This window comes from Caulobacter sp. FV2ps19 (assembly GCF_058681035.1).
Genome location: NZ_CM178729.1, coordinates 3546829 through 3567183 on the forward strand (window position 1 = coordinate 3546829; position 20355 = coordinate 3567183).

19 protein-coding genes are annotated in these 20355 nt (G+C 66.9%); 8 read left to right on the forward strand and 11 right to left on the reverse strand.

The window, feature by feature from the left end; all coding sequences use genetic code 11:
• Positions 1 to 4: 4 nt before the first annotated feature.
• Positions 5 to 766, reverse strand: a complete 762-nt coding sequence (gene ftsN / locus ACW18B_RS16845) for a cell division protein FtsN (protein ID WP_492048165.1) — start codon at positions 764 to 766, stop codon at positions 5 to 7.
• A gap of 162 nt (positions 767 to 928) precedes the next feature.
• Positions 929 to 2113, reverse strand: a complete 1185-nt coding sequence (locus ACW18B_RS16850) for a deoxyguanosinetriphosphate triphosphohydrolase (protein ID WP_492048166.1) — start codon at positions 2111 to 2113, stop codon at positions 929 to 931.
• A gap of 89 nt (positions 2114 to 2202) precedes the next feature.
• Here ACW18B_RS16850 and erpA point away from each other — a divergent pair, with 89 nt between their 5' ends.
• Complete coding sequence (gene erpA, locus ACW18B_RS16855) at positions 2203 to 2535, forward strand: iron-sulfur cluster insertion protein ErpA (RefSeq protein ID WP_492048167.1); 333 nt, start codon at positions 2203 to 2205, stop codon at positions 2533 to 2535.
• Here erpA and ACW18B_RS16860 read toward each other — a convergent pair.
• Positions 2532 to 2870, reverse strand: a complete 339-nt coding sequence (locus ACW18B_RS16860; protein WP_492048168.1) for a hypothetical protein — start codon at positions 2868 to 2870, stop codon at positions 2532 to 2534. The two genes, erpA and ACW18B_RS16860, sit on opposite strands and share 4 nt — an antisense overlap.
• Before the next feature lie 36 nt (positions 2871 to 2906).
• On the opposite strand from ACW18B_RS16860, the gene xth reads away from it, so the two are divergent.
• Genes xth through ACW18B_RS16875 form a run of 3 tightly spaced genes read left to right on the forward strand, consistent with a single transcriptional unit; the run spans position 2907 to position 5919 of the window.
• Positions 2907 to 3695, forward strand: a complete 789-nt coding sequence (gene xth, locus ACW18B_RS16865) for an exodeoxyribonuclease III (protein WP_492048169.1) — start codon at positions 2907 to 2909, stop codon at positions 3693 to 3695.
• A 51-nt stretch (positions 3696 to 3746) separates the two neighbouring features.
• Positions 3747 to 4595: a hypothetical protein gene (locus ACW18B_RS16870; RefSeq protein ID WP_492048170.1), complete on the forward strand. Its 849-nt coding sequence runs from the start codon at positions 3747 to 3749 to the stop codon at positions 4593 to 4595.
• Positions 4596 to 4632: 37 nt separating this feature from the next.
• A complete protein-coding gene (locus ACW18B_RS16875) occupies positions 4633 to 5919 on the forward strand; it encodes a cation:proton antiporter (RefSeq protein ID WP_492048171.1) in 1287 nt (428 codons plus the stop codon).
• A 40-nt stretch (positions 5920 to 5959) separates the two neighbouring features.
• Here ACW18B_RS16875 and ilvD read toward each other — a convergent pair whose 3' ends face one another.
• From ilvD to ACW18B_RS16890, 3 genes are all read right to left on the reverse strand, one after another.
• Positions 5960 to 7696, reverse strand: coding sequence for a dihydroxy-acid dehydratase (gene ilvD, locus ACW18B_RS16880; protein WP_492048172.1), 1737 nt, complete (start codon positions 7694 to 7696; stop codon positions 5960 to 5962).
• Between the two features lie 269 nt (positions 7697 to 7965).
• Positions 7966 to 10764, reverse strand: a complete 2799-nt coding sequence (locus ACW18B_RS16885) for a TonB-dependent receptor (RefSeq protein ID WP_492048173.1) — start codon at positions 10762 to 10764, stop codon at positions 7966 to 7968.
• A 334-nt stretch (positions 10765 to 11098) separates the two neighbouring features.
• On the reverse strand, positions 11099 to 12019 hold the full coding sequence (locus ACW18B_RS16890; protein ID WP_492048174.1) for a Gfo/Idh/MocA family protein: 921 nt from the start codon (positions 12017 to 12019) through the stop codon (positions 11099 to 11101).
• Between the two features lie 102 nt (positions 12020 to 12121).
• Between ACW18B_RS16890 and ACW18B_RS16895 the strand changes: the two genes are divergently transcribed.
• Positions 12122 to 13150 carry an NADP-dependent oxidoreductase gene (locus ACW18B_RS16895; RefSeq protein WP_492048175.1) on the forward strand — a complete coding sequence of 343 codons (1029 nt, stop codon included), beginning with the start codon at positions 12122 to 12124 and terminating at the stop codon, positions 13148 to 13150.
• A gap of 6 nt (positions 13151 to 13156) precedes the next feature.
• Here the strand turns inward: ACW18B_RS16895 and ACW18B_RS16900 are convergent, their stop codons facing one another.
• Entirely contained in the window at positions 13157 to 13501 is a 345-nt protein-coding gene (locus tag ACW18B_RS16900; protein ID WP_492048176.1) for a copper-binding protein, read from the reverse strand.
• A gap of 289 nt (positions 13502 to 13790) precedes the next feature.
• Between ACW18B_RS16900 and mdoH the strand changes: the two genes are divergently transcribed.
• Together mdoH and ACW18B_RS16910 are read left to right on the forward strand one after the other, a co-directional pair.
• Positions 13791 to 15791 carry a glucans biosynthesis glucosyltransferase MdoH gene (gene mdoH / locus ACW18B_RS16905; protein WP_492048177.1) on the forward strand — a complete coding sequence of 667 codons (2001 nt, stop codon included), beginning with the start codon at positions 13791 to 13793 and terminating at the stop codon, positions 15789 to 15791.
• Positions 15792 to 15887: 96 nt separating this feature from the next.
• Positions 15888 to 16781, forward strand: a complete 894-nt coding sequence (locus ACW18B_RS16910) for a cobalamin biosynthesis protein CbiG (protein ID WP_492048178.1) — start codon at positions 15888 to 15890, stop codon at positions 16779 to 16781.
• A gap of 115 nt (positions 16782 to 16896) precedes the next feature.
• Here ACW18B_RS16910 and ACW18B_RS16915 read toward each other — a convergent pair whose 3' ends face one another.
• Positions 16897 to 18279, reverse strand: coding sequence for an MATE family efflux transporter (locus ACW18B_RS16915; protein ID WP_492048179.1), 1383 nt, complete (start codon positions 18277 to 18279; stop codon positions 16897 to 16899).
• Between the two features lie 171 nt (positions 18280 to 18450).
• Here ACW18B_RS16915 and ACW18B_RS16920 point away from each other — a divergent pair, with 171 nt between their 5' ends.
• On the forward strand, positions 18451 to 18837 hold the full coding sequence (locus ACW18B_RS16920; RefSeq protein WP_492048180.1) for a VOC family protein: 387 nt from the start codon (positions 18451 to 18453) through the stop codon (positions 18835 to 18837).
• A gap of 5 nt (positions 18838 to 18842) precedes the next feature.
• Here ACW18B_RS16920 and ACW18B_RS16925 read toward each other — a convergent pair whose 3' ends face one another.
• The 3 genes from ACW18B_RS16925 to ACW18B_RS16935 form a co-directional block, all read right to left on the reverse strand.
• Positions 18843 to 19415: a DUF2239 family protein gene (locus ACW18B_RS16925; RefSeq protein WP_492048181.1), complete on the reverse strand. Its 573-nt coding sequence runs from the start codon at positions 19413 to 19415 to the stop codon at positions 18843 to 18845.
• Complete coding sequence (locus tag ACW18B_RS16930; RefSeq protein WP_492048182.1) at positions 19412 to 19750, reverse strand: GIY-YIG nuclease family protein; 339 nt, start codon at positions 19748 to 19750, stop codon at positions 19412 to 19414. The genes ACW18B_RS16925 and ACW18B_RS16930 overlap by 4 nt, the downstream gene beginning before the upstream one ends.
• Before the next feature lie 80 nt (positions 19751 to 19830).
• Positions 19831 to 20229: a hypothetical protein gene (locus ACW18B_RS16935; RefSeq protein ID WP_492048183.1), complete on the reverse strand. Its 399-nt coding sequence runs from the start codon at positions 20227 to 20229 to the stop codon at positions 19831 to 19833.
• Positions 20230 to 20355: the final 126 nt, after the last annotated feature.

A 20355-nucleotide genomic window follows, 5' to 3' on the forward strand; every position in this document is an offset into this window, starting at 1 on the left:
GCTCCTACTTCACAAAGCAGGACTTGCCCGCAGCCGAGATCGCATCACAGAACGCCTTGGCGGACTCGCGGCTGGCGAAGCCCGTGACCGAGGTGCGGTAGAGCGTCTTGCCGTCCTTGTCGATCGCCTCGACCTTCTTGCCCTTGCCGGCGGCCAGGCCGGGGGCCAGGCGCGCGGCGTCGTTCCAGGCCTTGTCGGCCAGGGCGGTGGATGACAGGGCGCCGATCTGGACCATCGCCGAACCGCTGGCCGTGGTGACAGGCTTGGGCGCGGCGGCGGTGGCGACGACCTTGGGCTTGGGTGGCGCGGGCTTGGGCGCAGCGGCTTGCGGCGCGATCGCGGCGGTCGCCAGGGCTTCGATGGTCGGCGCCGGCTGGGCTACGGCCGGTTTGGCCGGCGGCGGCGCGGCGGCTTCGACCGGGCGGGCCAGCGGCGTCTCGGGCTGAGCGGCGAAGGTCGGCGACGGAGCGGATTCCTCGTTACGATAGATCTGCAGACCCGAGGCCGGATCGCTGGGCTGGCTGCCGGCCGGCGGCGGCGTCTTCATATCGGCCACCTGGTTTCCCACCGTGCGCGGCGGCTCATTGGGGCCGCGCACGCCGCCGCGATAGATCAGGACCACGGCGACCACGAGGGTCAACAGCACCACGGCGCTGATGATCAGGGTCATGGGCAGCGGGCGCGAGCCGCGCACCGGCTGACGCGCATCGAACGACAGGGGCGCATCGGTCGGCGGCGTATAGGCGCCGCGGTGGGGATCGGACATCGCGATGAGGCTCCAGAAGACAACGCACGCGGCTCGACCCGCCGAATCACGCCTGCGCGAACATAGTTTACCGAACCGGCGCGCGCGCCATAAGCATGCGCACACCTTCCTGCAGCCAGGAAGTTCTCACGAGCCCCCGAAAAATGGCGGTCGCGAGGGTCCCTAGTTCCAGACGTCGAGCTGGAACAACTTCCGGTGTTCCTCGATGGCGAAGCGATCGGTCATGCCCGCGATATAGTCGCAGACCACGCGAGCGCGCCCGGCCTCGTCGCGGTTCTGCGACTTCTCGAACCACACCGTCGGCAGGACGTCCGGCTCAGCCAGAAACAAGCTGAACATCTCGGCCAGAATACGACGCGCCTGGCTGCGCGTGCGGTTGACGCGCCAGTGGCGATACATGCGGGCGTGCAGGAACTGGCGCAGCCGCGCCAGATCCTCGGCCATGTCCGGCGAGAAGGCGACCAGAGCGTGATCCAGGCCCCGCACCTCATCGGCGGTCTGCACGCCGGTGGCGGCGGCCCGCTGCAGGGTCTCGCCCATCACGTCGTCGACCATGGCCCCGATCATCCGCCGCACGGCCTCCAGCCGGGTCAGACGCAGGTCCAGGTCCGGGCGCTCGCTGCGCACCGCGAACAGGATCGGGCCGATCAGCGGCACGTCCATCAGCTCGTCCAGGGTGAACAGGCCCGCCTCAACGCCGTCGTCGACGTCGTGATTGTTGTAGGCGATGTCATCGGCCAGGGCCGCGACCTGGGCCTCGGCCGAAGCCCAGGTGTTGAGGCCCAGATTGTAGTCGTTGTCGTACTTGGCGATGGCCTTCCAGGACGGCTTGCCCAGCTTTTCGGTCACCGGACCGTTGTGCTTGATGATGCCTTCCAGGGTTTCCCAGGTCAGGTTCAGGCCCAGAAAGTCCGGATAGCGGTGCTCCAGCTCGGTCACCACCCGGAAGGTCTGGACGTTGTGATCAAAGCCGCCGAACGGCTTCATCTTGTCCTGCAGCTCGTCCTCGCCGGCATGACCGAACGGCGGATGGCCGATGTCGTGGCCCAGGGCGATGGTTTCGGCCAGGTCGGAATCGAGGCCCAGGGCCGTGGCCAGCGAGCGCGCCACCTGGGCCACCTCCAGCGAATGGGTCAGGCGGGTGCGGAAATTGTCGCCCTCGTGCGCCACGAAGACCTGGGTCTTTTCCTTCAGGCGGCGAAAGGCCGAGGTATGGATGATCCGGTCGCGGTCACGGGCGAACGGCGTGCGCGTGCGGCTTTCGTCTTCCTTGAACCGCCGCCCGCGCGAGAGGGCCGGGTCTTCGGCATAGGGGGCGCGCGCGACGTGATAGGGAGAAGACGACATGAATCGCTCTTGGACCGTTCTTGGGCTTTCGCCCCTTCCGTTGAGACGCTGATATCCTCATATAGGTGAACGATGAGTTTTCCACAGTCATGACCGAACCCAACATCACGCTTTCACCCAACGCTGCGCGCCGCATCCACGCCATCGGCCAGACCGAGGGCCACCCCGTCATGCTGCGCGTCGCCGTGGACGGCGGCGGGTGCTCGGGCTTTCAGTACCGCTTCGATCTGGTCGAGACCGCCGAGGCTGATGACCTGCGGATCGAACGCGACGGCGCCGCGGCGCTGATCGACGAGATGTCGATGGTGCTGCTGAAGGGCTCGGAGATCGATTTCGTCGACGAGCTGGCCGGCGCCGAGTTCCGGGTGCGCAACCCCAACGCCAAGTCCAGCTGCGGCTGCGGCGTCAGCTTCTCGATCTAGCCCGGCACAAACTGCAGGACGGTGAGCGTCAGGGCCGCCCAGGCCGCCGGCGCGGCCATCGCCGCCCACGCCTCGGTGGGCTTGCCCTTGCGCCACTGCATCCAGCCGACCAGCGGCCCGATCAGGCAGACGGCCCAGAACAGCGCCCCCAGCAGGAAGCCGAGCCAGGCTATGGGATTCCTGACATTGCCCGGACCATCGAAGACGAGCGGCGAGAACACCGCCAAAACGGCGCCGATCGCCGCCGCCGCCAGCCAAGCCAAGGAGATCAGGGCCAGCAGCATTCGCTGTCCCTTGGCTGAAATCCTGAAGGCCGACTTGAGCGTACGCGTCATGCGCCCTAGCCTTCCGCCCGCCCCTTGGAGCCGTCAATGCGTATCGCCACCTGGAACGTGAATTCCGTCAATGCTCGCCTGGAAGGGGTGCTGGCCTGGTTCGAGGCGCAGGCGCCCGACGTGGCCGTGTTGCAGGAAATCAAGTGCATCGATGAAAAGTTCCCCAGCGAAGCCTTTGAAAGGCTTGGCTATAATGTCGCCGTCCATGGCCAGAAGACCTATAACGGCGTCGCGCTGTTGTCGAAATACCCGCTGGAAGACGTGCGACGCGGCCTTCCGTTCCTGAGCGCCGACGAGACCGACGAACAGGCGCGCTATATCGAGGCGGTGATCGCCGCCCCCCAACCGGTGCGGGTCTGCGGCATCTATCTGCCCAATGGCAATCCGATCGGGACCGAGAAGTTCGACTACAAGCTGGCCTGGATGCGCCGCCTGCACGCCCACGCCCAGACGCTTCTGGCCTTTGAGGAGCCCCTGGTCATTCTGGGCGACTACAATGTCATTCCCGAAGCCGAGGACGTGGCCAATCCCGAGGCCTGGACCGGCGACGCCCTGTTCCAGCCCGAAAGCCGCGCCGCGTTCCGGGCGCTGAAAAACCTGGGCTTCACCGACGCCTATATGCAGGCTGACGGCGCGCCGGGCGGCTATACCTTCTGGGACTATCAGGCCGGCGCCTGGCCCCGCAATCTGGGCATCCGCATCGACCACCTGCTGCTGTCGCCCCAGGCCGCCGACAAACTCGTGGATGTGGTGATCCACCGCGACGAGCGCGACAAGGAAAAGCCGTCGGACCATGTGCCCGTCGTGGCGGCGCTAAACCTGTAGTCACTGTTAGTCTCTGTTGCGAATCCCGGATTCTCTCTAGCTTCACCGCCCATGAGCGAACTCGCCCGCCTTTTGCTGCTCGTCGCCCTCGCTGGATCAGCGGTGACGTTCATGGGCAGCGCGGCCATCTGGTTCATGGACGAAGACCGGCGCGTGCGCCGCGCCCTGCGCCATGTGCTCCGGGGCGAGCCCGAAGTTCTGATCCTGGCGCGCGGCCGCGGCCGGGGGGCGGGCTTTTCCTTCGCGACCGGCCTGTCCGCCGTCGCCTGGGACAGCGGCGCCTGGTGCCTGATCTATCGCATCGACGAACTGATGGGCGCCGAACTGCTGATCGACGGCCAGGTGGCCGGCCGGGTGTTTCGCGGCGAGGCCCGGCGAGCGCTGGACCAGGTGGCGCCGCAGGCCAGTCAGGTCAGCCTGAGACTGATCTTTGACGACCCCCGTCATCCGGATTTCGATCTGGATCTGTGGATGCCGGGCGACGCGCAACGTCGCGAAAGCCGGTCTCCCGCCGACGCCGTTCAGGAAGCCAACCGCTGGCTGGCCCGGTGCGAAGCGATTGTCCGACGTCCGCAACCGCCCCGCGTCGCGCCCGTCGTCCAGGCCCCGCCCCCTGCGCCTGAACCAGCGCCGGCTCCGGCTCCGGCTCCGGCTCCTGCGCCTGCGCCTGCGCCAGCACGAGCTCCGACTCCGGCTCCACCCACGCCGCCGCCGCCGCCGCCAATCCCCGCGCCAGACGACGCATTCGATGACGACCACGAGCCGGCGTTCGATCTGGATGAACCGCCCTGGGAGATGGATCCCTCCCCGCCCCTGGCGTCGGCTTACAAGCCGGTGTCCAAGGCCCGCCGCGAACGCGACAACCCGCAGAGCGACCTGCCCTTCGATCTTGATGACTAGGGCGCGGCGTCATTTGATCGCCATAGGCGGATAGGCCATGGTCCCGGCCATGCCGAGCCTGTCCCTTTCCCCCTTCGACGCCGCCGCCATCCTGATCGTGCTGGCGGCGACGCTGGGCTATCTCAATCACAGGATCTTTGGCCTGCCGTCCTCGGTCGGCATGACGATCATGGGGGCTGTGGCCTCGCTGCTGGTAGTCGGCGCCGACGCCCTGCTGCCCGGCAGTCGGCTCGCGCCGACCGTCGTCGAGTTTCTGGCCGGCATCGATTTCCACAGAACCCTGATGGACGGCATGCTGTCCTTCCTGTTGTTCGCCGGGGCCCTGCATGTCGACTGGAGCCAGATGCGGCGCGGGCGCGTGCCCATCCTGGTGCTCAGCACAGTCGGCGTCGCGATTTCAACAGCGATCGTCGGCGCCGGATTCTATGCGGTGTCCAGCCTGCTGGGGCTGGGCGTGCCGCTCCTCTGGTGCCTGGTGTTCGGGGCCCTGATCAGCCCGACCGATCCGGTGGCGGTGATGGGGGTGCTGAAGCGCTCCAATGTTCCGCCCCTGCTGCAAGCCACCGTGGCCGGCGAAAGCCTGTTCAATGACGGGGTCGGGGTGGTGATCTTCTCCATCCTGCTGACCATGGCGATGGGCGGCCATGAGCTGTCCCTGGGTCAGGCCGGGATCGAGTTTCTGACCGAAGCCGGCGGCGGCGTGCTGCTGGGCCTGACCGCCGGCTGGATCGGTTTCCGCGCCATGCGCAGCATCGACGACTACAATGTCGAGGTGATGATCAGCCTGGCCGTGGTGATGGGTGGCTACAGCCTGGCCAACAGCCTGCATGTCAGCGGTCCGGTGGCCATGGCCGTGGCGGGTCTGGTGATCGGCAACGCCGGCGTCGCCTACGCCATGAGCGACGTCACGCGCGACTATCTGCTCAAGTTCTGGGCCCTGATCGACGACATCCTCAACGCCGTCCTGTTCCTGCTGATCGGCCTGGAGATCATCGCCGTGCCGATGGATATGCGCATCCTGCTGGCGGGCCTGGCGGCGATCCCCCTGGCGCTGATCGCGCGCTCGATCTCGGTGGGCGCGCCCTTCATCCTGATGCGGCCCTGGCTGTCCCTGGGCAAGCCCGCCCTGCCCACCCTGATCTGGGGCGGCCTGCGCGGCGGCATCTCGGTGGCCCTGGCCCTGTCGCTTCCCGATACGCCGATGCGCGGCCCGATCCTGGCGGCAACCTATATCACGGTGCTGTTCTCGGTGATCGCCCAGGGCGGCAGCATCGGCTGGCTGATCGAGAAGCTCTCCAAGCCCGCGCCGGAAAAGCCCGCCTGACGGGCGCGCCGAAGGTGGAGACCACCTTCGGCGTCCTGACCTACAGGTCGGCGTAGATGTGGGTCTCGCCGTCGGAGCCGGGATGGGTGGTCGCGCCCAGATGGGCCGGGCCCACCAGTTGGGCGAACTTCCAGATGGCGCCGCTGTTGTAGTTGGTCTTGCGCGGCGCCCAGGCGGCCTTGCGGCGCGCCAGCTCTTCGGGCTCGACTTCCAGATCCAGAATGCCGGCGTCGGCGTCGATATTGATGATGTCGCCGTCCTGGATCAAAGCGATCGGGCCGCCGGCCTGGGCCTCGGGACCCACATGGCCGACGCACAGGCCGCGCGTGCCGCCCGAGAAGCGGCCGTCGGTGATCAGGGCCACCTTGTCGCCGCGTCCCTGGCCCGACAGGGCCGCCGTGGTCGACAGCATCTCGCGCATGCCCGGGCCGCCCTTGGGCCCTTCATAGCGAATGACCAGGACGTCGCCGTCCTGATAGTCGCCGGCCTCGACAGCGGCGAAACAGGCGTCCTCGCCCTCGAAGCAGCGGGCCGGACCGCGATGGCTGCGGTGCGACTGCATGCCCGCCACCTTGACGATCGAGCCGTCCGGAGCCAGCGAGCCCCACAGGCCGACCACGCCGCCGGTCGGCGACAGCGGGTTGCTGACCGGGCGGATCACCACCTGGTCGTCGCGCCATTTCACGTCTTTCAGGTTCTCGGCCATGGTCTTGCCGGTCACCGTCATGCAGTCGCCGTGGATGTGGCCGCCTTCCAGCAGGGTCTTGAGCAGCACCGGCATGCCGCCGGCCTCGCCCATGTCCTTGGCCACATACTGGCCGCCGGGCTTCAGGTCGGCCAGATACGGGGTGCGCTTGAAGATCTCGGCGACGTCGCGCAGCGTGAATTCGATGCCGCACTCATGGGCCATGGCCGGCAGGTGCAGGCCGCCATTGGTCGAGCCGCCCGTGGCCGCCACGACGACGGCGGCGTTCTCGAACGCCTTGCGGGTGCAGATGTCGCGCGGGCGCAGATTGGTCTCGATCAGCCGCATCACCGCCTCGCCCGAGGCCACGGCATATTCGTCGCGGCTGAGATAGGGCGCCGGCAGCGAGGCCGACAGCGGCAGGGCCAGGCCGATGGCTTCGGAGACGCAGGCCATGGTGTTGGCGGTGAACTGGCCGCCGCAGGCGCCGTCCGACGGACAGGCGTGGGTTTCCAGGTCGCAGAGGTCGTCCAGGGTCATCTTGCCGGCCGAGTGCATGCCCACGCCCTCGAACACGTCGACCACGGTGACGTCCTTGCCGTGCCAGCGACCGGGCAGGATCGAACCGCCATAGAGGAACACCGACGGCACGTTGAGGCGCAGCATCGACATCATCATGCCGGGCAGGCTCTTGTCGCAGCCGGCGATGCCGACCAGGGCGTCATAGCCGTGGCCACGCATGGTCAGTTCCACCGAGTCGGCGATCAGGTCGCGGCTGACCAGGGATGAGCGCATGCCCTCATGGCCCATGGCGATACCGTCGGTGACGGTGATGGTGCAGAACTCGCGCGGCGTGCCGCCGGCCGCCTTGACGCCCTTGGACACCGCGTGCGCCTGGCGCATCAGGGCGGTGTTGCAGGGGGCCGCCTCGTTCCAGCACGAGGCTACGCCGACGAAGGGTTGGGCGATCTCGCGGGTGCCCAGACCCATGGCGTAATAGTAGGAGCGGTGCGGCGCGCGGGCCGGCCCCTCGGTCACGTGCCGGCTCGGCAGTTTGGACTTGTCCCAGCTTCCGTCGGGTTTCCTGGTCATGACGCACGCCCTTTAGAATGAAGAGGGTGTGGTTAGCCCACGCGGCGGCGCGACGAAAGGGTTTGGCGCTCAGTTTTTACCGGGAATTGGCGAGAGGCGCGGATTTCATTGCGACTGGCTCGCGACTAAGGCATCGCAGACGCACGATCACACCCTAGCCGATCGTTTGGGCGACGATGGCTCACATCGCTTCGCCCCAGCCTTCGCCCCCTGCGGAGACGGTCTCAAGCTTGCGGCGCCTCCTTTCGGAGACGCCGCGCGCGAGAGTCTTACATCTTGTAGCGAACGCCGAACATGATCGTGCGGCCGAAGTGGTTGTATTCGTAGTTCCGCTTCGCCTCGAGATCGGTGAAACGATCGCGATATTCGTCGGTCAGGTTGTTACCTTCGAGCGAGACCTCGAAGTTGTCGTTGATGCGGTAACGCATGGAGGCGTCAACATTGAGCGAGCTGTTGTAACCTTCGAAAAGGTTGCCGGTGCCGCTGGTGTTGTCGATGAAGCCGCTGCGATAGGCCGCCGAGGCGCGGGCGCTGAACTTGTCGGCTTCATAGTAAAGCGTGACATTGTAGGCGCGACGCGACAGATCGAAGAGACGCTCGTCGAGGCTGATGGCCGACGCCAGGGTCGGGAACGAACTCGCCGTCGGGTTGGTCGCCGCGCCGCGCAGACCGTCATAGGTGACGTCGGAATCAACCAGCGTGACGTTGGCGATCCCCCCGAAGTTCGACAGGAAGCCGGGCAGGAAGCGGAACGGCCCTTGAACCGCAAATTCCACCCCGTTCAACTTGCCGCCCTGACCGTTGACCGTCGTATTGATGGTCCAGGGCTGCCCCTCGGGATTGGCGGCGGCCGGCGAACTGGCGAGGATCAGCGACAGCGGCAGGCCGGTGGAGGCGTAGGTGCCGGTGGTCGAAACGCCGACCGGGAAGCTGACGATATCCTTGCGGAAGACGGCGACCGAGAAGATCGACTCCCGCGCGAAATACCACTCCACCGAAGCGTCATAGGCGGTGGCGCGGAACGGATCCAGATTTGGGTTGCCCGAGGTGATCCGGTAGTTGAAGCCATCAACCGAACCGCCTGGGGTCAGGTTGCTCAGGCCCGGACGGGTCATGACCTTGGCGATCGCGCCGCGGATGATCAGGTCTTCCCGCGGATAGATCGCCAGGTTGGCGGCCGGAAGCCAGTCTTCATAGGCGCGTTCGATGGTCACGCTCTGGCCGTTGCTGATGCCCGTGGACGCCTGCTCGGTCTTCACATAGCGAACGCCGCCGTTCAACGCATAGTCCAGGCCAGCGAACTGGCTCTTCACGTCGAACTGCAAGAAGGCGCCCGTGTCCTTTTCGGTCACCGAACGGTCATTGCCGGCCGAAAGCGTGAGCGGGCGCTGATAGAGCCCGATCAGGTCGGTCGTCGCCTGCAGGTTGGGCACGATCCAGCTGGTCGTCGTCCCGGCCGGCGCATTGGCCCCCGTGAGGCTGAAGTCGGACGCCAGGGCCGCCGTAACCGGGAGACCGTTGGTGCCCGCCGCGCAGGTGAACGCGGCGCAGTAGGTCGAGTCCCGCGTGCTCATCGTGGTGTCGAACGTATATTCCCGATACGAGCCGCCCGTCTTCCAGGTCAGTTCGTCGGTGATCGCCCAGTCAGCGTTCAGGGCGAAGGTCTTGAACTCGTTGGTGGTGTTCGAGGGGCGATCCCGGAATTCGGCGAATTCGAAATTCGTCGGATCGGAAACGCTGGTGCCGAACGTCAGCACCGGCTTGGCCATATCCGTATAGTCGTAGCTATAGCCGTTCGCGTTCCGGTCATCGAAGGCGATCGTGGTTTCGTACGGGATATCGGCGTCAGACTTGGAAACCCCGGCCAGGACCTGGATCTTGAACTGGTCGTTGAACTCATGGGTCAGGTTGCCGCTGAGTTGGTAGAAGGTCGTTTCCAGCTCACGCTCGTAGTGTTCGATACGCGCGTAGGCGTTATTGAACGTACCCTTGACCATGTTGTTGTTGCCGTCGACCGTATAGTCGACAACATCAATCGATCGCTCGTTCGAACGGAACAGGACTTCGGCCCACTTCTCGTTGCGGATTTCCTTGTACTTCGAATACAGGGCGTCAACAGAGAGCTTGGTGCGATCGGTCGGCGCATATTGAACGCTGCCGGTCAGGCCCAGGCGCTCGCGGTTGTGGTTCACTTCGCCATAGCGCGGAATGCGCGGGTGGAAGGCCAGGGCGGCCTTGTCACAGGCCGCGCTCGACACGTAGGTTCCGCCCGACGTCGGCCTGGTGAAGCAGTTGGTTCCGCCCACCGAGTTGAAGCGCGCCTGCGCCCAACGCACGGTGTTGTTGGTGGCTTCGACCTGTTCCTGCTTGGAATAGGCGCCCGACATCGAGGCGGCCCAGACGCCGCTCGGCGCACGGTAGGAGACCAGCCCGGCCAGACGCGGACCCAGTTCCTTGTTCAGGTCGTTATATTGACCCTGCGCGCTCAGCGCCAAGGTGAAGCCGTCCTTGCCGGCCAGCGGATTGCCGGTGTTCAGATCGACGACCGCGCCCAGCGACCCTTCGTCGAGCGAGGCTTCCGCCGTCTTGTGCACGACCAGCGAGCTGAAGAGTTCCGAGGCGAAGACGTTGAAGTCAAAGCCGCGCTCGCGGTTGTTGCTGGCGCCGTCAGAGGTCGTCGCCGTGGCTTCCATGCCGTTGACGCGAACGCGCGTGTACTGCGAGCCCAGACCCCGCACCGTGATGGCGCGACCTTCGCCGCCGTCGCGGACGATCGAGATGCCGGGAATCCGCTGCAGGGATTCGGCGAGGTTCTGGTCGGGGAACTTGGCGATGTCTTCGGCCACGATCACATCGACGGCCGCCACGGACTGCCGCTTGACAGCCAGGGCCTGGTCCAGTGAGCGCCGGAAGCCGGTGACGACCACTTCTTCGACGGCCGTGTCAGCCTCGGTCGAAGCCGGCGCCGTTTGGGCCGATGCGGCGCTTGCCAGAACAAGGGCGATGGCCCCGCTCGAAACGCCGTATTGAAGCGCCCTGATGGCACGCCGCTTGATATGTTGAGACACGGTTTTCCTCCCTTAGACCTGTTTAAAGCGATGCTCTCGCATCACCTGGTCAAGCTGTCGGTCGCGCTTCTTCCCACGCAGCCGCTCTTGGCCGTCATTTTATGCGTCAGATTGAAGATCGACGGATTTCCCCGCCCGATCTGCAGATTCTGACAATGACACCGGTAGCAAGACCGCGGCTCGGCGACAAGCCTTTAGGTCAGCGGTGAAATGTGTGTGTTGAAAATGTGGCTTTAGGGACGCAGTTCGCCGTATGCCGTCAGAGCTTGATCGGCCGGCGACTATGAAAATCTGAACGCTTTGGGGTGGTTATGGAAACCGGTGGCGCGCGCCGCTAACCGCCAGCGGCCTGCTCTACAGCCAGGGCCAGATCCAGCGCCCTGGCCGCTTCTTCGCCCGTCACCACCGGACGTGGACTCTCGCCGCGCACGGCCGCCAGGAAGCCGGCCACGCTGGCGCCCAGAGGGTCCTTGCCGGCCGGGGTTTCGGTGAAGTCCTCGACCAGCGGGAACGGGGTGGTGTTGCGGAACGTCCGCGCCAGGAAGTCGATCTCGACCTCGCCGGAGGGATAGACCACCTTCATGGTCCGCTCGCGGGCCTCGGCGACGCGCGAGGCGTCGAACACGGCGATAAAGCCGTTCTCGAACATCGCCTCGACCTTCACCCAGTCTAGAGACTCCGAGCGGGTGATCGCGCCCTCGCCGTCCACCGTCATCGGCTGGGCCTCGCACAGGGCCAGGGCCAGGTCGATGTCATGGATCATCAGGTCCAGCACCACCGAAACGTCGAGATTGCGGTCCGACGGCGTGCCGCGGCGCACGGCTTCCAGCCGCAGGGGCTGTTCGGGAATGTCCAGCAGACCCATGGCCTGGAACACCACCCGCTCCTGGTGGCCGCAGGCCAGGGGCACGCCGGCCTTCATCGCCGCGGCGACCATGGCGTCGGCGTCTTCCGGCGTCACCGCCAGGGGCTTTTCCGAATAGACCGGCTTGCCCGCCTTCAGCGCCGCCAGCGCCGCCCTGGCGTGGTGGACGGCGGGCGTGGCGACCGTGACCACGTCGACGGCGGCCAGGAAGGCGGCCATGTCGTCATAGGCGGCCGCGCCCAGTGGCTCTGCCAGGGCCTTGGCGCGCGTCAGGTCGATGTCGAACACAGCAGCCAGTTCGACGCCGGGGAGTTCGACATACTTCTTGGCGTGATAGCCGCCGAACACGCCGGCGCCCACGACGCCTGCCTTCAAGGAAACTTGGGTCATGGCGCTGTCTAACCCGGTTCGCCTGTCCCCGGAAGCGCTGGAACCGGCGCCCGCATCGCGCTAAACAACCGTTTAAATCAAAACAGCTCTGGGAGAGCGTCCATGACCGTTTCACGCGAAATTCGCCTGAAGAACCGCCCCGTCGGCGTTCCGGCCCCCTCAGACTTCGAACTGGCCAGCGTCGATCTGGCCGCGCCAGGCCCCGGCGAGGTGCAGGTCAAGAACCTGTGGATGTCGGTCGATCCCTATATGCGCGGTCGGATGTATGACCGGCCCAGCTATTCTCCGCCCTTCGAGCTGGGCAAGGCGATGCAGGGCGGCGCGATCGGCGAGATCGTGATCTCCAATGATCCCGACTTCGCGGTCGGCGATATCGTCAGCTCGATGTTCGGCTGGCGCGAGGCCTTCAACGTCTCGCCCAAGGCCATGGCGGCGGCGGGCCCGATGGGCGCCCTGACCAAGATCGACACCCATGGCCTGCCACCCCAGACCTTTCTGGGCATCCTCGGCATGCCCGGCATGACCGCCTATACGGGCCTGCTGCGGATCGCGGCGCTCAAGGACGGCGACGTGGTCTTCGTCTCGGCCGCGGCCGGCGCCGTGGGCTCGATCGTCTGCCAGATCGCCAAGCTGAAGGGCCATACCGTGATCGGTTCGGCCGGCGGGGCCGAAAAGGTCGCCTTCCTCAAGTCGATCGGCGTCGATCACGTCATCGACTACAAGGCGACGCCGGACGTGGTGGCGGAACTGGCCAAGGTCGCGCCCAAGGGCATCGACGTCTATTTCGAGAATGTCGGCGGGGTTCACCTGGAGGCCGCGATCAATTCGGCTCGCCCCTTCGCCCGCTTCGCCCTGTGCGGCATGATCTCGCAATATAACGAGACCGGAAAGCCGACCGGCCCCGCCAATATCATTATGGCCGTCGGCAAGAGCCTGCGCCTGGAAGGCTTCATCGTCTCCAACCACTACGATCTCTATCCGGCCTTCGTGAAGGACATGGCCGCCTGGATCGGCGCCGGAAAACTGAAGTGGGAAGAGACCGTCGAGGACGGCATCGAGCGTGCGCCCGACGCCTTCCTCAAACTGTTCAGCGGCCAGAACCTGGGCAAGATGCTGGTCAAGCTGGCCTAGCCGATATCAGCGGGCCTTGAGCTCCACGAGCTCGAGGCCCGCCTTCGCCTTGCGGAACTTGAACGTGACACGCTGGCCCGGAGTCAGCGGCGCCTCGGCCAGCACATCGGCAAAGCCGATGAAGTCGTTGCGGCCCGCGGGGATCTGCGCCGCGCTCGCGCCCTCGTGATCGAGCGTGAGAATCAAGCCGTTCACGGCCGAAATCACGCCGGCAGAGTCGTAGGTGGGGAGCGTTTCAGTCGCTTCCGCAGCCACTTTGGGCGCTGTTTCGGAGGTCGAGCCCTTTTGCTGGGGGCCACAAGAGGCCAAGGCCAGACCCGCAAAAATGGCGATAAAGGTTATATTTTTCATGGCTTTGAATAGATTCCCCAGCTAGGCGAGCGCCGCTCGCGCACGACGTCATCCAAGTTTTTTGCCGCAATTGCGAGATAGGCGTGATTTCCGGTAGCGATTTCGTGATCGAAGTTTTACTGTAGGCGCACCGACGGCTCTCCACGTCGGAAATCGACGCCCTGCAGACGCCGTACGCCACGACCACCGATTCCTAGCGGACGGTTGCTCCAGCGTGAAGGGCGAACCTGAGGCGGCGAAGCGCCCGTGAGAGCCCGGCTCTGGCCGGACAGACCGAGACGATGACCCCATGAGCGATCGCTCCGCCCTTTTCGACATCCGCACCTCGACGAGCGTGTCCTTCGATCAGGTTGTTCAACATCGCGAGACCGTGGAAATCCCGGCCGAAGCCCCGTTGGCCATGCCGGTGCAGCACCTGGCGTTCTGGCAAGGCGGCGCCCGCCGCGCCGGCGCCTTGGCCGCCAACATCACCGCGCGCCGCTGGATCATCTTCCTGGCCACCGCCTTCATGGGCGTCGCCGGCTGGAAGGCGACGTTCGACACCATCGCCCTGGGCGGCGTCACCCGTCTGGAAGCCATCTGCCTGACCCTGCTGGCCCCGCTGTTCCTGGCCCTGTCGCTGTGGTTCTGCACCGCCGTCGCCGGGTTCGTGATCCTGCTGGGCAAGCCCAAGGATCCGCTGGGCATCGACAGCGCCAAGCCGATGCCCAAGCTGCGGGCCCGCACCGCCATCCTGATGCCGGTCCATAACGAGGACGCCGCCGAGGTGTTCGCTCGCCTGCGCGCCATGGACGCCTCGCTGCACGAGACCGGCGCCAGCCGCGCCTTCGACATCTTCGTCCTCAGCGACACCCGCGACGCCGCCGTGGCCCTGGCCGAGCAGGCCTGTTTCGCCCGCTTCCGCCGCGAGGCCCATTCGACCGTCTATTATCGCGTCCGCCAGGAAAACAAGGGCCGCAAGGCCGGCAATGTCGCCGACTGGGTGTCCCGCTGGGGCAGCGCCTATGAGCACATGCTGGTGCTGGACGCCGACAGCCTGATGACCGGCGACGCCATGGTCCGCCTGGCCGACGCCATGGAACGTCACCCCGGCGCGGGTCTGATCCAGACCATGCCGATGCTGATCAACGGTCAGACGATCTTCGCCCGCACCCTGCAGTTCGCCACGCGCCTGTATGGCCGCGTCGCCTGGACCGGTCTGGCCTGGTGGTCGGGTTCGGAGAGCTCCTTCTGGGGCCACAACGCCATCATCCGCACCCGCGCCTTCGCCGAGACCTGCGGCCTGCCCTCGCTGGACGGCCCCAAGCCGTTCGGCGGCGAAGTGATGAGCCACGACGCCCTGGAAAGCGCCCTGCTGCGCCGCGGCGGCTGGAGCGTCCATCTGGCGCCCTATCTGGAAGGCTCCTACGAAGAGAGCCCCTCCAACCTGCTCGACTTCGCCACCCGTGACCGTCGCTGGTGCCGGGGCAATGTCCAGCACATCCCGCTGGTCGCCCTGCCCGGCCTGCATTGGCTGAGCCGCATGCACCTGGTCATCGGCGTGCTGAGCTACGTCCTGTCGCCCCTGTGGTTCATGGCCCTGTCGGCCGGCGTCATCTCGCGCCTGCTGCTGCCGTCGCTGAAGAAGGCGGCCTTCACCATGGCCGACCTGCAGGCCGCCGCGCACGCCCTGATCGACTGGCGCGAGATCCAGGCCACCGCCTGGGCGATGATCATCACCTTCGTGCTGCTGTTTGGCCCCAAGATCCTGGGCTCGATCCTGGTCATGTCGCGCCCCAACGAGCGCAAGGGCTTTGGCGGCCGTCGCCGCATCATGGCCGGCCTGGGCGTCGAGATGCTGCTGTCGGCCCTCGTCGCGCCGATGCTGATGTTCACCCAGACCCGCGCCCTGGTCGAGATCCTGTGCGGCAAGGTCGGCGGATGGGCCACCCAGCGCCGCGACGCCGACAAGGTCACCGGCCAGGAAGCCTTCCGCGCCATGGGCTGGATCAGCGTCACCGGCCTGGTCCTGGCCACGCTGTTCTGGTTCACCCCCGACCTGCTGACCAGCACCCTGCCGATCCTGGCCGGCCTGATCCTGGCCGTGCCGCTGACCATGCTGGGCGCCCACAAGATCGCCGGCCTCAAGGTCAAGGCCAATGGCCTGTTCATGACCCCGGAAGAGCGCCGCCCGCCGGCCATCGTCCGCGCGGCCCTGGGTTCGGTGTGCGAGCCGCCCGCCCGCTGGTTCGCCCGCGACGGCCGCATCGCCCCGCCGACCGAGCCGGTCGCCGAGCGGACCGCCGCCTAGGCAGCCTAATACGCCCGACAGGCGAACGGCGGCTGGTCCCGAGCGCCGGACCGGAGTAGAAGCGCGGCTTCCCTTCTGCTGCCGACGGAGCCTGCCGTGTCGCGCCTGTTCAGCGCCTATGTGATCGTCGACTGGAGCGCCGCGGCCAAACCGACCACGGGCGCGGACTCCGTCTGGATCGGCGTGCTCAAGCGCGACGTGCGCTTCCGTCTGTCCTTCGAGTCCTTCAATCCCGCCACGCGCCAGGAGGCTGAGCTCAAGCTCGCGGCCATTCTCGACGACTTCAAGAAGCGCGGCGAGCGGGCCCTGGTGGGCTTCGATTTCCCATTGGGCTTCCCGCGCGGCTTCGCCAAGGCGTTGAGCCTGCCGGGTGAGGCGCCCTGGCGCGCGGTCTGGGACCAACTGGCCAAGATGGTCAAGGACAAGGCCGACAACACCAATAACCGCTTCGGCGTCGGGTCCGAGATCAACCGGCGCCTGACCGGCGGCCCCTTCCCGTTCTGGGGCTGTCCGCCCAAGGACACCCTGACGACCCTGCAGCCCAAGCGCACCCGCGAGCATGGTCCCGATGACCTGCCGGAATTCCGCTACGCCGACGAGGCGGCCAAAGGGGCGCACTCGATCTGGAAGCTCTATTACAACGGCTCGGTCGGCGGCCAGGCGATCATGGGCATCCCCGCCGCCCGTCGCCTGAAAGACGCCCGCGGCGACGCGGCGCGGGTCTGGCCGTTCGAGACCGGGTTCAAGGCCCTCACCGAGGCCGACCTCGAAGAGGTTCTAGTCGTGATCGCCGAAGTCTATCCGTCGCTGCTGAAGGCTGTTCCGGCTCCGGGCGAGGTCAAGGACCTGGCCCAGGTGCGCGCCCAGGCCGAACACTTCGCCAAGCTGGACGAGGCCGGCAAGCTGGCCGCGCTGTTCGCGGGGCCGAAGGCGTCGGATGACGTGGTTGAAGCGGCTCAAGCCGAAGAAGGCTGGATCCTGGGGGCGTAGCGCTCCGCCACTAGCCCCCTCCGGATGCTGCGCATCCTCCTCCCCCGGAGGGGGAAGACGAAATCATCTTCCCCCTCCGGGGGAGGAGCGCCGCAGGCGCGGAGGGGGCGAGTGGCTAAACCCCTGCCTCCCTCACATCCAGCATCCGGAACCGCGCCAGCAGGAACGCCGCCGAGACGAAGCTGGTCACCACCACCGACCAGACGATGCCGTTGACGCCCAAGCCCATCGGCAGGGCCAGCCACCAGGCCAGCGGGCCCATGATCGCGCCGTAGCTGATCAGGTGGGTGAAGGCCGGAACCCACACCTCGCCGCGGGCCCGCAGGGCCTGGGCCGCCACCACCTGCACGGCGTCAGGCGCCACGAACAGACAGGTCAGGGCCAGGGCCGGCGCGATCAGGCTCAGGGCGTGCGGGTCGGCGGTATAGGCCGAGGCCACCCAGTCTCGCGTTGGGAAGAGCACTAGCGCGGCGACCAGCCCGACCACCGCCGTGAAGCCGAACGAGACCCAGCCGGCACGGGTGATGCCCGCCGGATCGCGCGCGCCATGGGCCCGCCCGACCTGAACCGACGTCGCCGTGGCGATGCCCAGGGGCAGCATGAAGATCACCGAGGCGACATTGACCACCACCGCCCAGGCCGCCACCGACAGACCGCCGATCCAGCCGGCCACCAGACTCATGCCGGCGAAGGCCGCGACCTCGAAGAAGTTCGACGCGCCCGCGCCATAGCCCACCCGCCGCTGGTCGATTTCGGCCGGCCGGTCGCGGGCGGGCTTGTCGAACACGCCCAAGGCCCGGGCGTCTTTCAGGCGCAGGACATAGATCCCCAGCATCAGGGTCAGGGCGGCCCGCGCGGTGAAGGTGGCCCACGCCGCGCCCACCGCGCCCAGGGCCGGCAGGCCGAAGGTTCCCGGAACCAGCAGCAGGTTGACCGCCAGGTTCAGCCCATTGGCCCCCCACATGGCGATCGTCACCGGACTGGGGCGCGACAGACCTTCCAGCCAGAAGCTCAGAACCACCGAAACGGCATAGAGCGGCATCGACAGGGAAAAGACGATCAGCGGCGCCGTCGCGCCATCGGCCAGGGCCTTGGGCAGGTGAACGGCATGCAGCAGAAGCGGTCCCAGGGCCACCAGGGCCAACGCGGAGACCAGGCCGACCTGGAGGCCATAGACGAGGCCGCGTCGCAGCACCGCGCCGGTCTCGTGCGGCTTTTCCGCCCCGAGGGCGCGCGAGGTCATCACCTGCACCCCAACCAGCAGGCCGACAGCCATGGTCACGAACACCGAAGTCGGCGCCCAGGCCATGGCGTGAAAGCCCAGTTGCTGCGCCGAATAGCGCCCCACCACGATGGCGTCGGTCAGGCCCATGACCATGATGCCCAGGCGCGACAGGACGACGGGTCCCGACAGCCGCATCAGTTCGATCAGATCGGTTTGGAGCGCGCCGCGGGGCCGTTGCGGCGACGGCGTCGAGGCCGCGGCGTCGCGGGACATGGGCAGGGCCTTTCAGAGGGGCCGGCAAAGTGGCCCAGGGCGCAGCTTGCGGCAAGGTCGGGGCCAACTCTTTGGCGCATCTGTCCGCGCCCGTGGCTTTCGGGCCGCAGCGGCGCTGATCACACGTCCTGGCCTGACACGTGATAGGAGGCCTTCTGCAAAGGAGTTCTCATGGCCCGCCGCCTTGCCCAACTGTCCCTGCTCGTCGCCGACTATGACGCGGCTATCGCCTTCTATGTCGGCAAGCTGGGGTTCGACCTCATCGAGGACAGCGATCTGGGCGACGGCAAACGCTGGGTGGTGATCTCGCCCGGTGACGGCGGCGCCCGCCTCCTGCTGGCCAGGGCGACGGGCGATCAGGCCGCGATGATCGGCGCCCAGGGCGGCGGGCGGGTCTGGCTGTTCCTCCACACCGATGACTTCGCCGCCGATCACGCCCGGATGACCGCCGCCGGCGTGCGCTTCCTGGAGGCGCCGCGCCACGAAGCCTATGGCAGCGTCGCCGTGTTCGAGGACCTCTACGGCAACCGCTGGGACCTGCTTCAGCCCAGGGGCTGAAGCGCCTAGGTCGCCGCCCGGTCCGCGCCAAACGCCTCGCCCGCCAAACGGCGGAGTTGGGCGGCGATATCGGCGGGCCAGGCCGCGATCTGGGCTTCAAACCCCGCATCATCGCCCGCGAACAGCGCGCGCGTGGCCGCCTCGAAGCCGGGGCGATCGCCCGCCATCACCGACGCGAAACGATAGGTCGCCTCGCGCGCGCGGCGGATGCGGTCCGGCCCCTCGGCCTCGCGCCGGGCGGCCTCGACCAGCTTGCGCAACGCCACCGACGCCCCGCCCGGCTGGCCGGCCAGCCAGTCCCAGTGGCGCGGCAACATTGTGACCTCGCGCGGGACCACGCCCAGCTTGGGCCGGCCACGTCCCCGTGGCGCGGCCTCCTGCGGCATGGTCGGCGCGAACCTTGCGGCGACATCGGCGGGGGCCCCGCTGAGGTCGAAATCCACCTGACGGCCTTCGGCGTCAAAGATCAGCACCGGATCGCCGGAGGCCTCCGCCGTCAAACGCTGGGCGACCAGGGCCACCTCGAGGTCAGAACCCTCGGCGACCCGCTCGGCGCCCTTGAAAACCACATGGCTCATCGGTTCAGTCCCCTGGCGCCCAGCGCCTCGATCCAGGCCGCACGCCGATCCTTCAACAGTGATGAGCGGCCCAGCGGTCCCAGGGCCTCGTCGTCAATCGCTTCCAGGGGCTCGTAGGTGAAAGCGTCCTCGCCATGGGCGCTCCAGGCGGCCTGCAAGGTCTTTTCCATATGCCTGCCGTGACGGAGGGTGAGCCATAGACCATTCCGACGGGTCGCTAGCTCGGGCGTGGCGCCGACCCAGACCTCGCCCGTCACCCCGCAACGCACAGCGTAGATTCCCGCCTCGACCTTGCGATCACGATACTCGCGCATCAGCGCCTTGCGTCCGTTCATGGGACCCTCCTGCGCCGAGCTTTCTATCCGGATAATTTACCGAGTCAATATTATCCGGGTATATATTCGCCTGGCCGTGGTCAGGTCTTTCCCGGCATGGCGCGGAAGACAACATAGCCGCGCTCAACCATCCGCCGCATGGCCTCATAGGCTTCCGCCAGTTCCTCATAGGCCACACGCATATGGGCCAGTTTGGCGATCTGATCGGGCGTCGGCGTATGGCCGGTTTCGGTCATGGACACCGCGGCGGCGACCCACTGGGCCCGCGCCTGGGCGGCCGCGACCGCCATGTGCTGGAAGTGCGTGGCGTCCACATGGCCCAGAGCCTGGCCGATCAGGGCCTTGTTCGAGGCAAAGGCGGTATAGTCGATCTGCTCGAGCGTGCCGCGCAGCCGACGCTGGATCTGGGGATCGTCGTCCGCCGGTTCGAAATGATCAAGGCCGCGGCGGCGAAAGCTGGATGTTACGGTCGACGACATGGCGTCCTCCCACCCGGCGTTTCTTCTCGCGATAGCCGGATCTCCCTTAAGATTGCGCCTGACTGCTTAAGAGTATCTTTCCATTAAAAGCCCGCGCCGGTGACAAACGCCGAGGCTGTTCCTCCA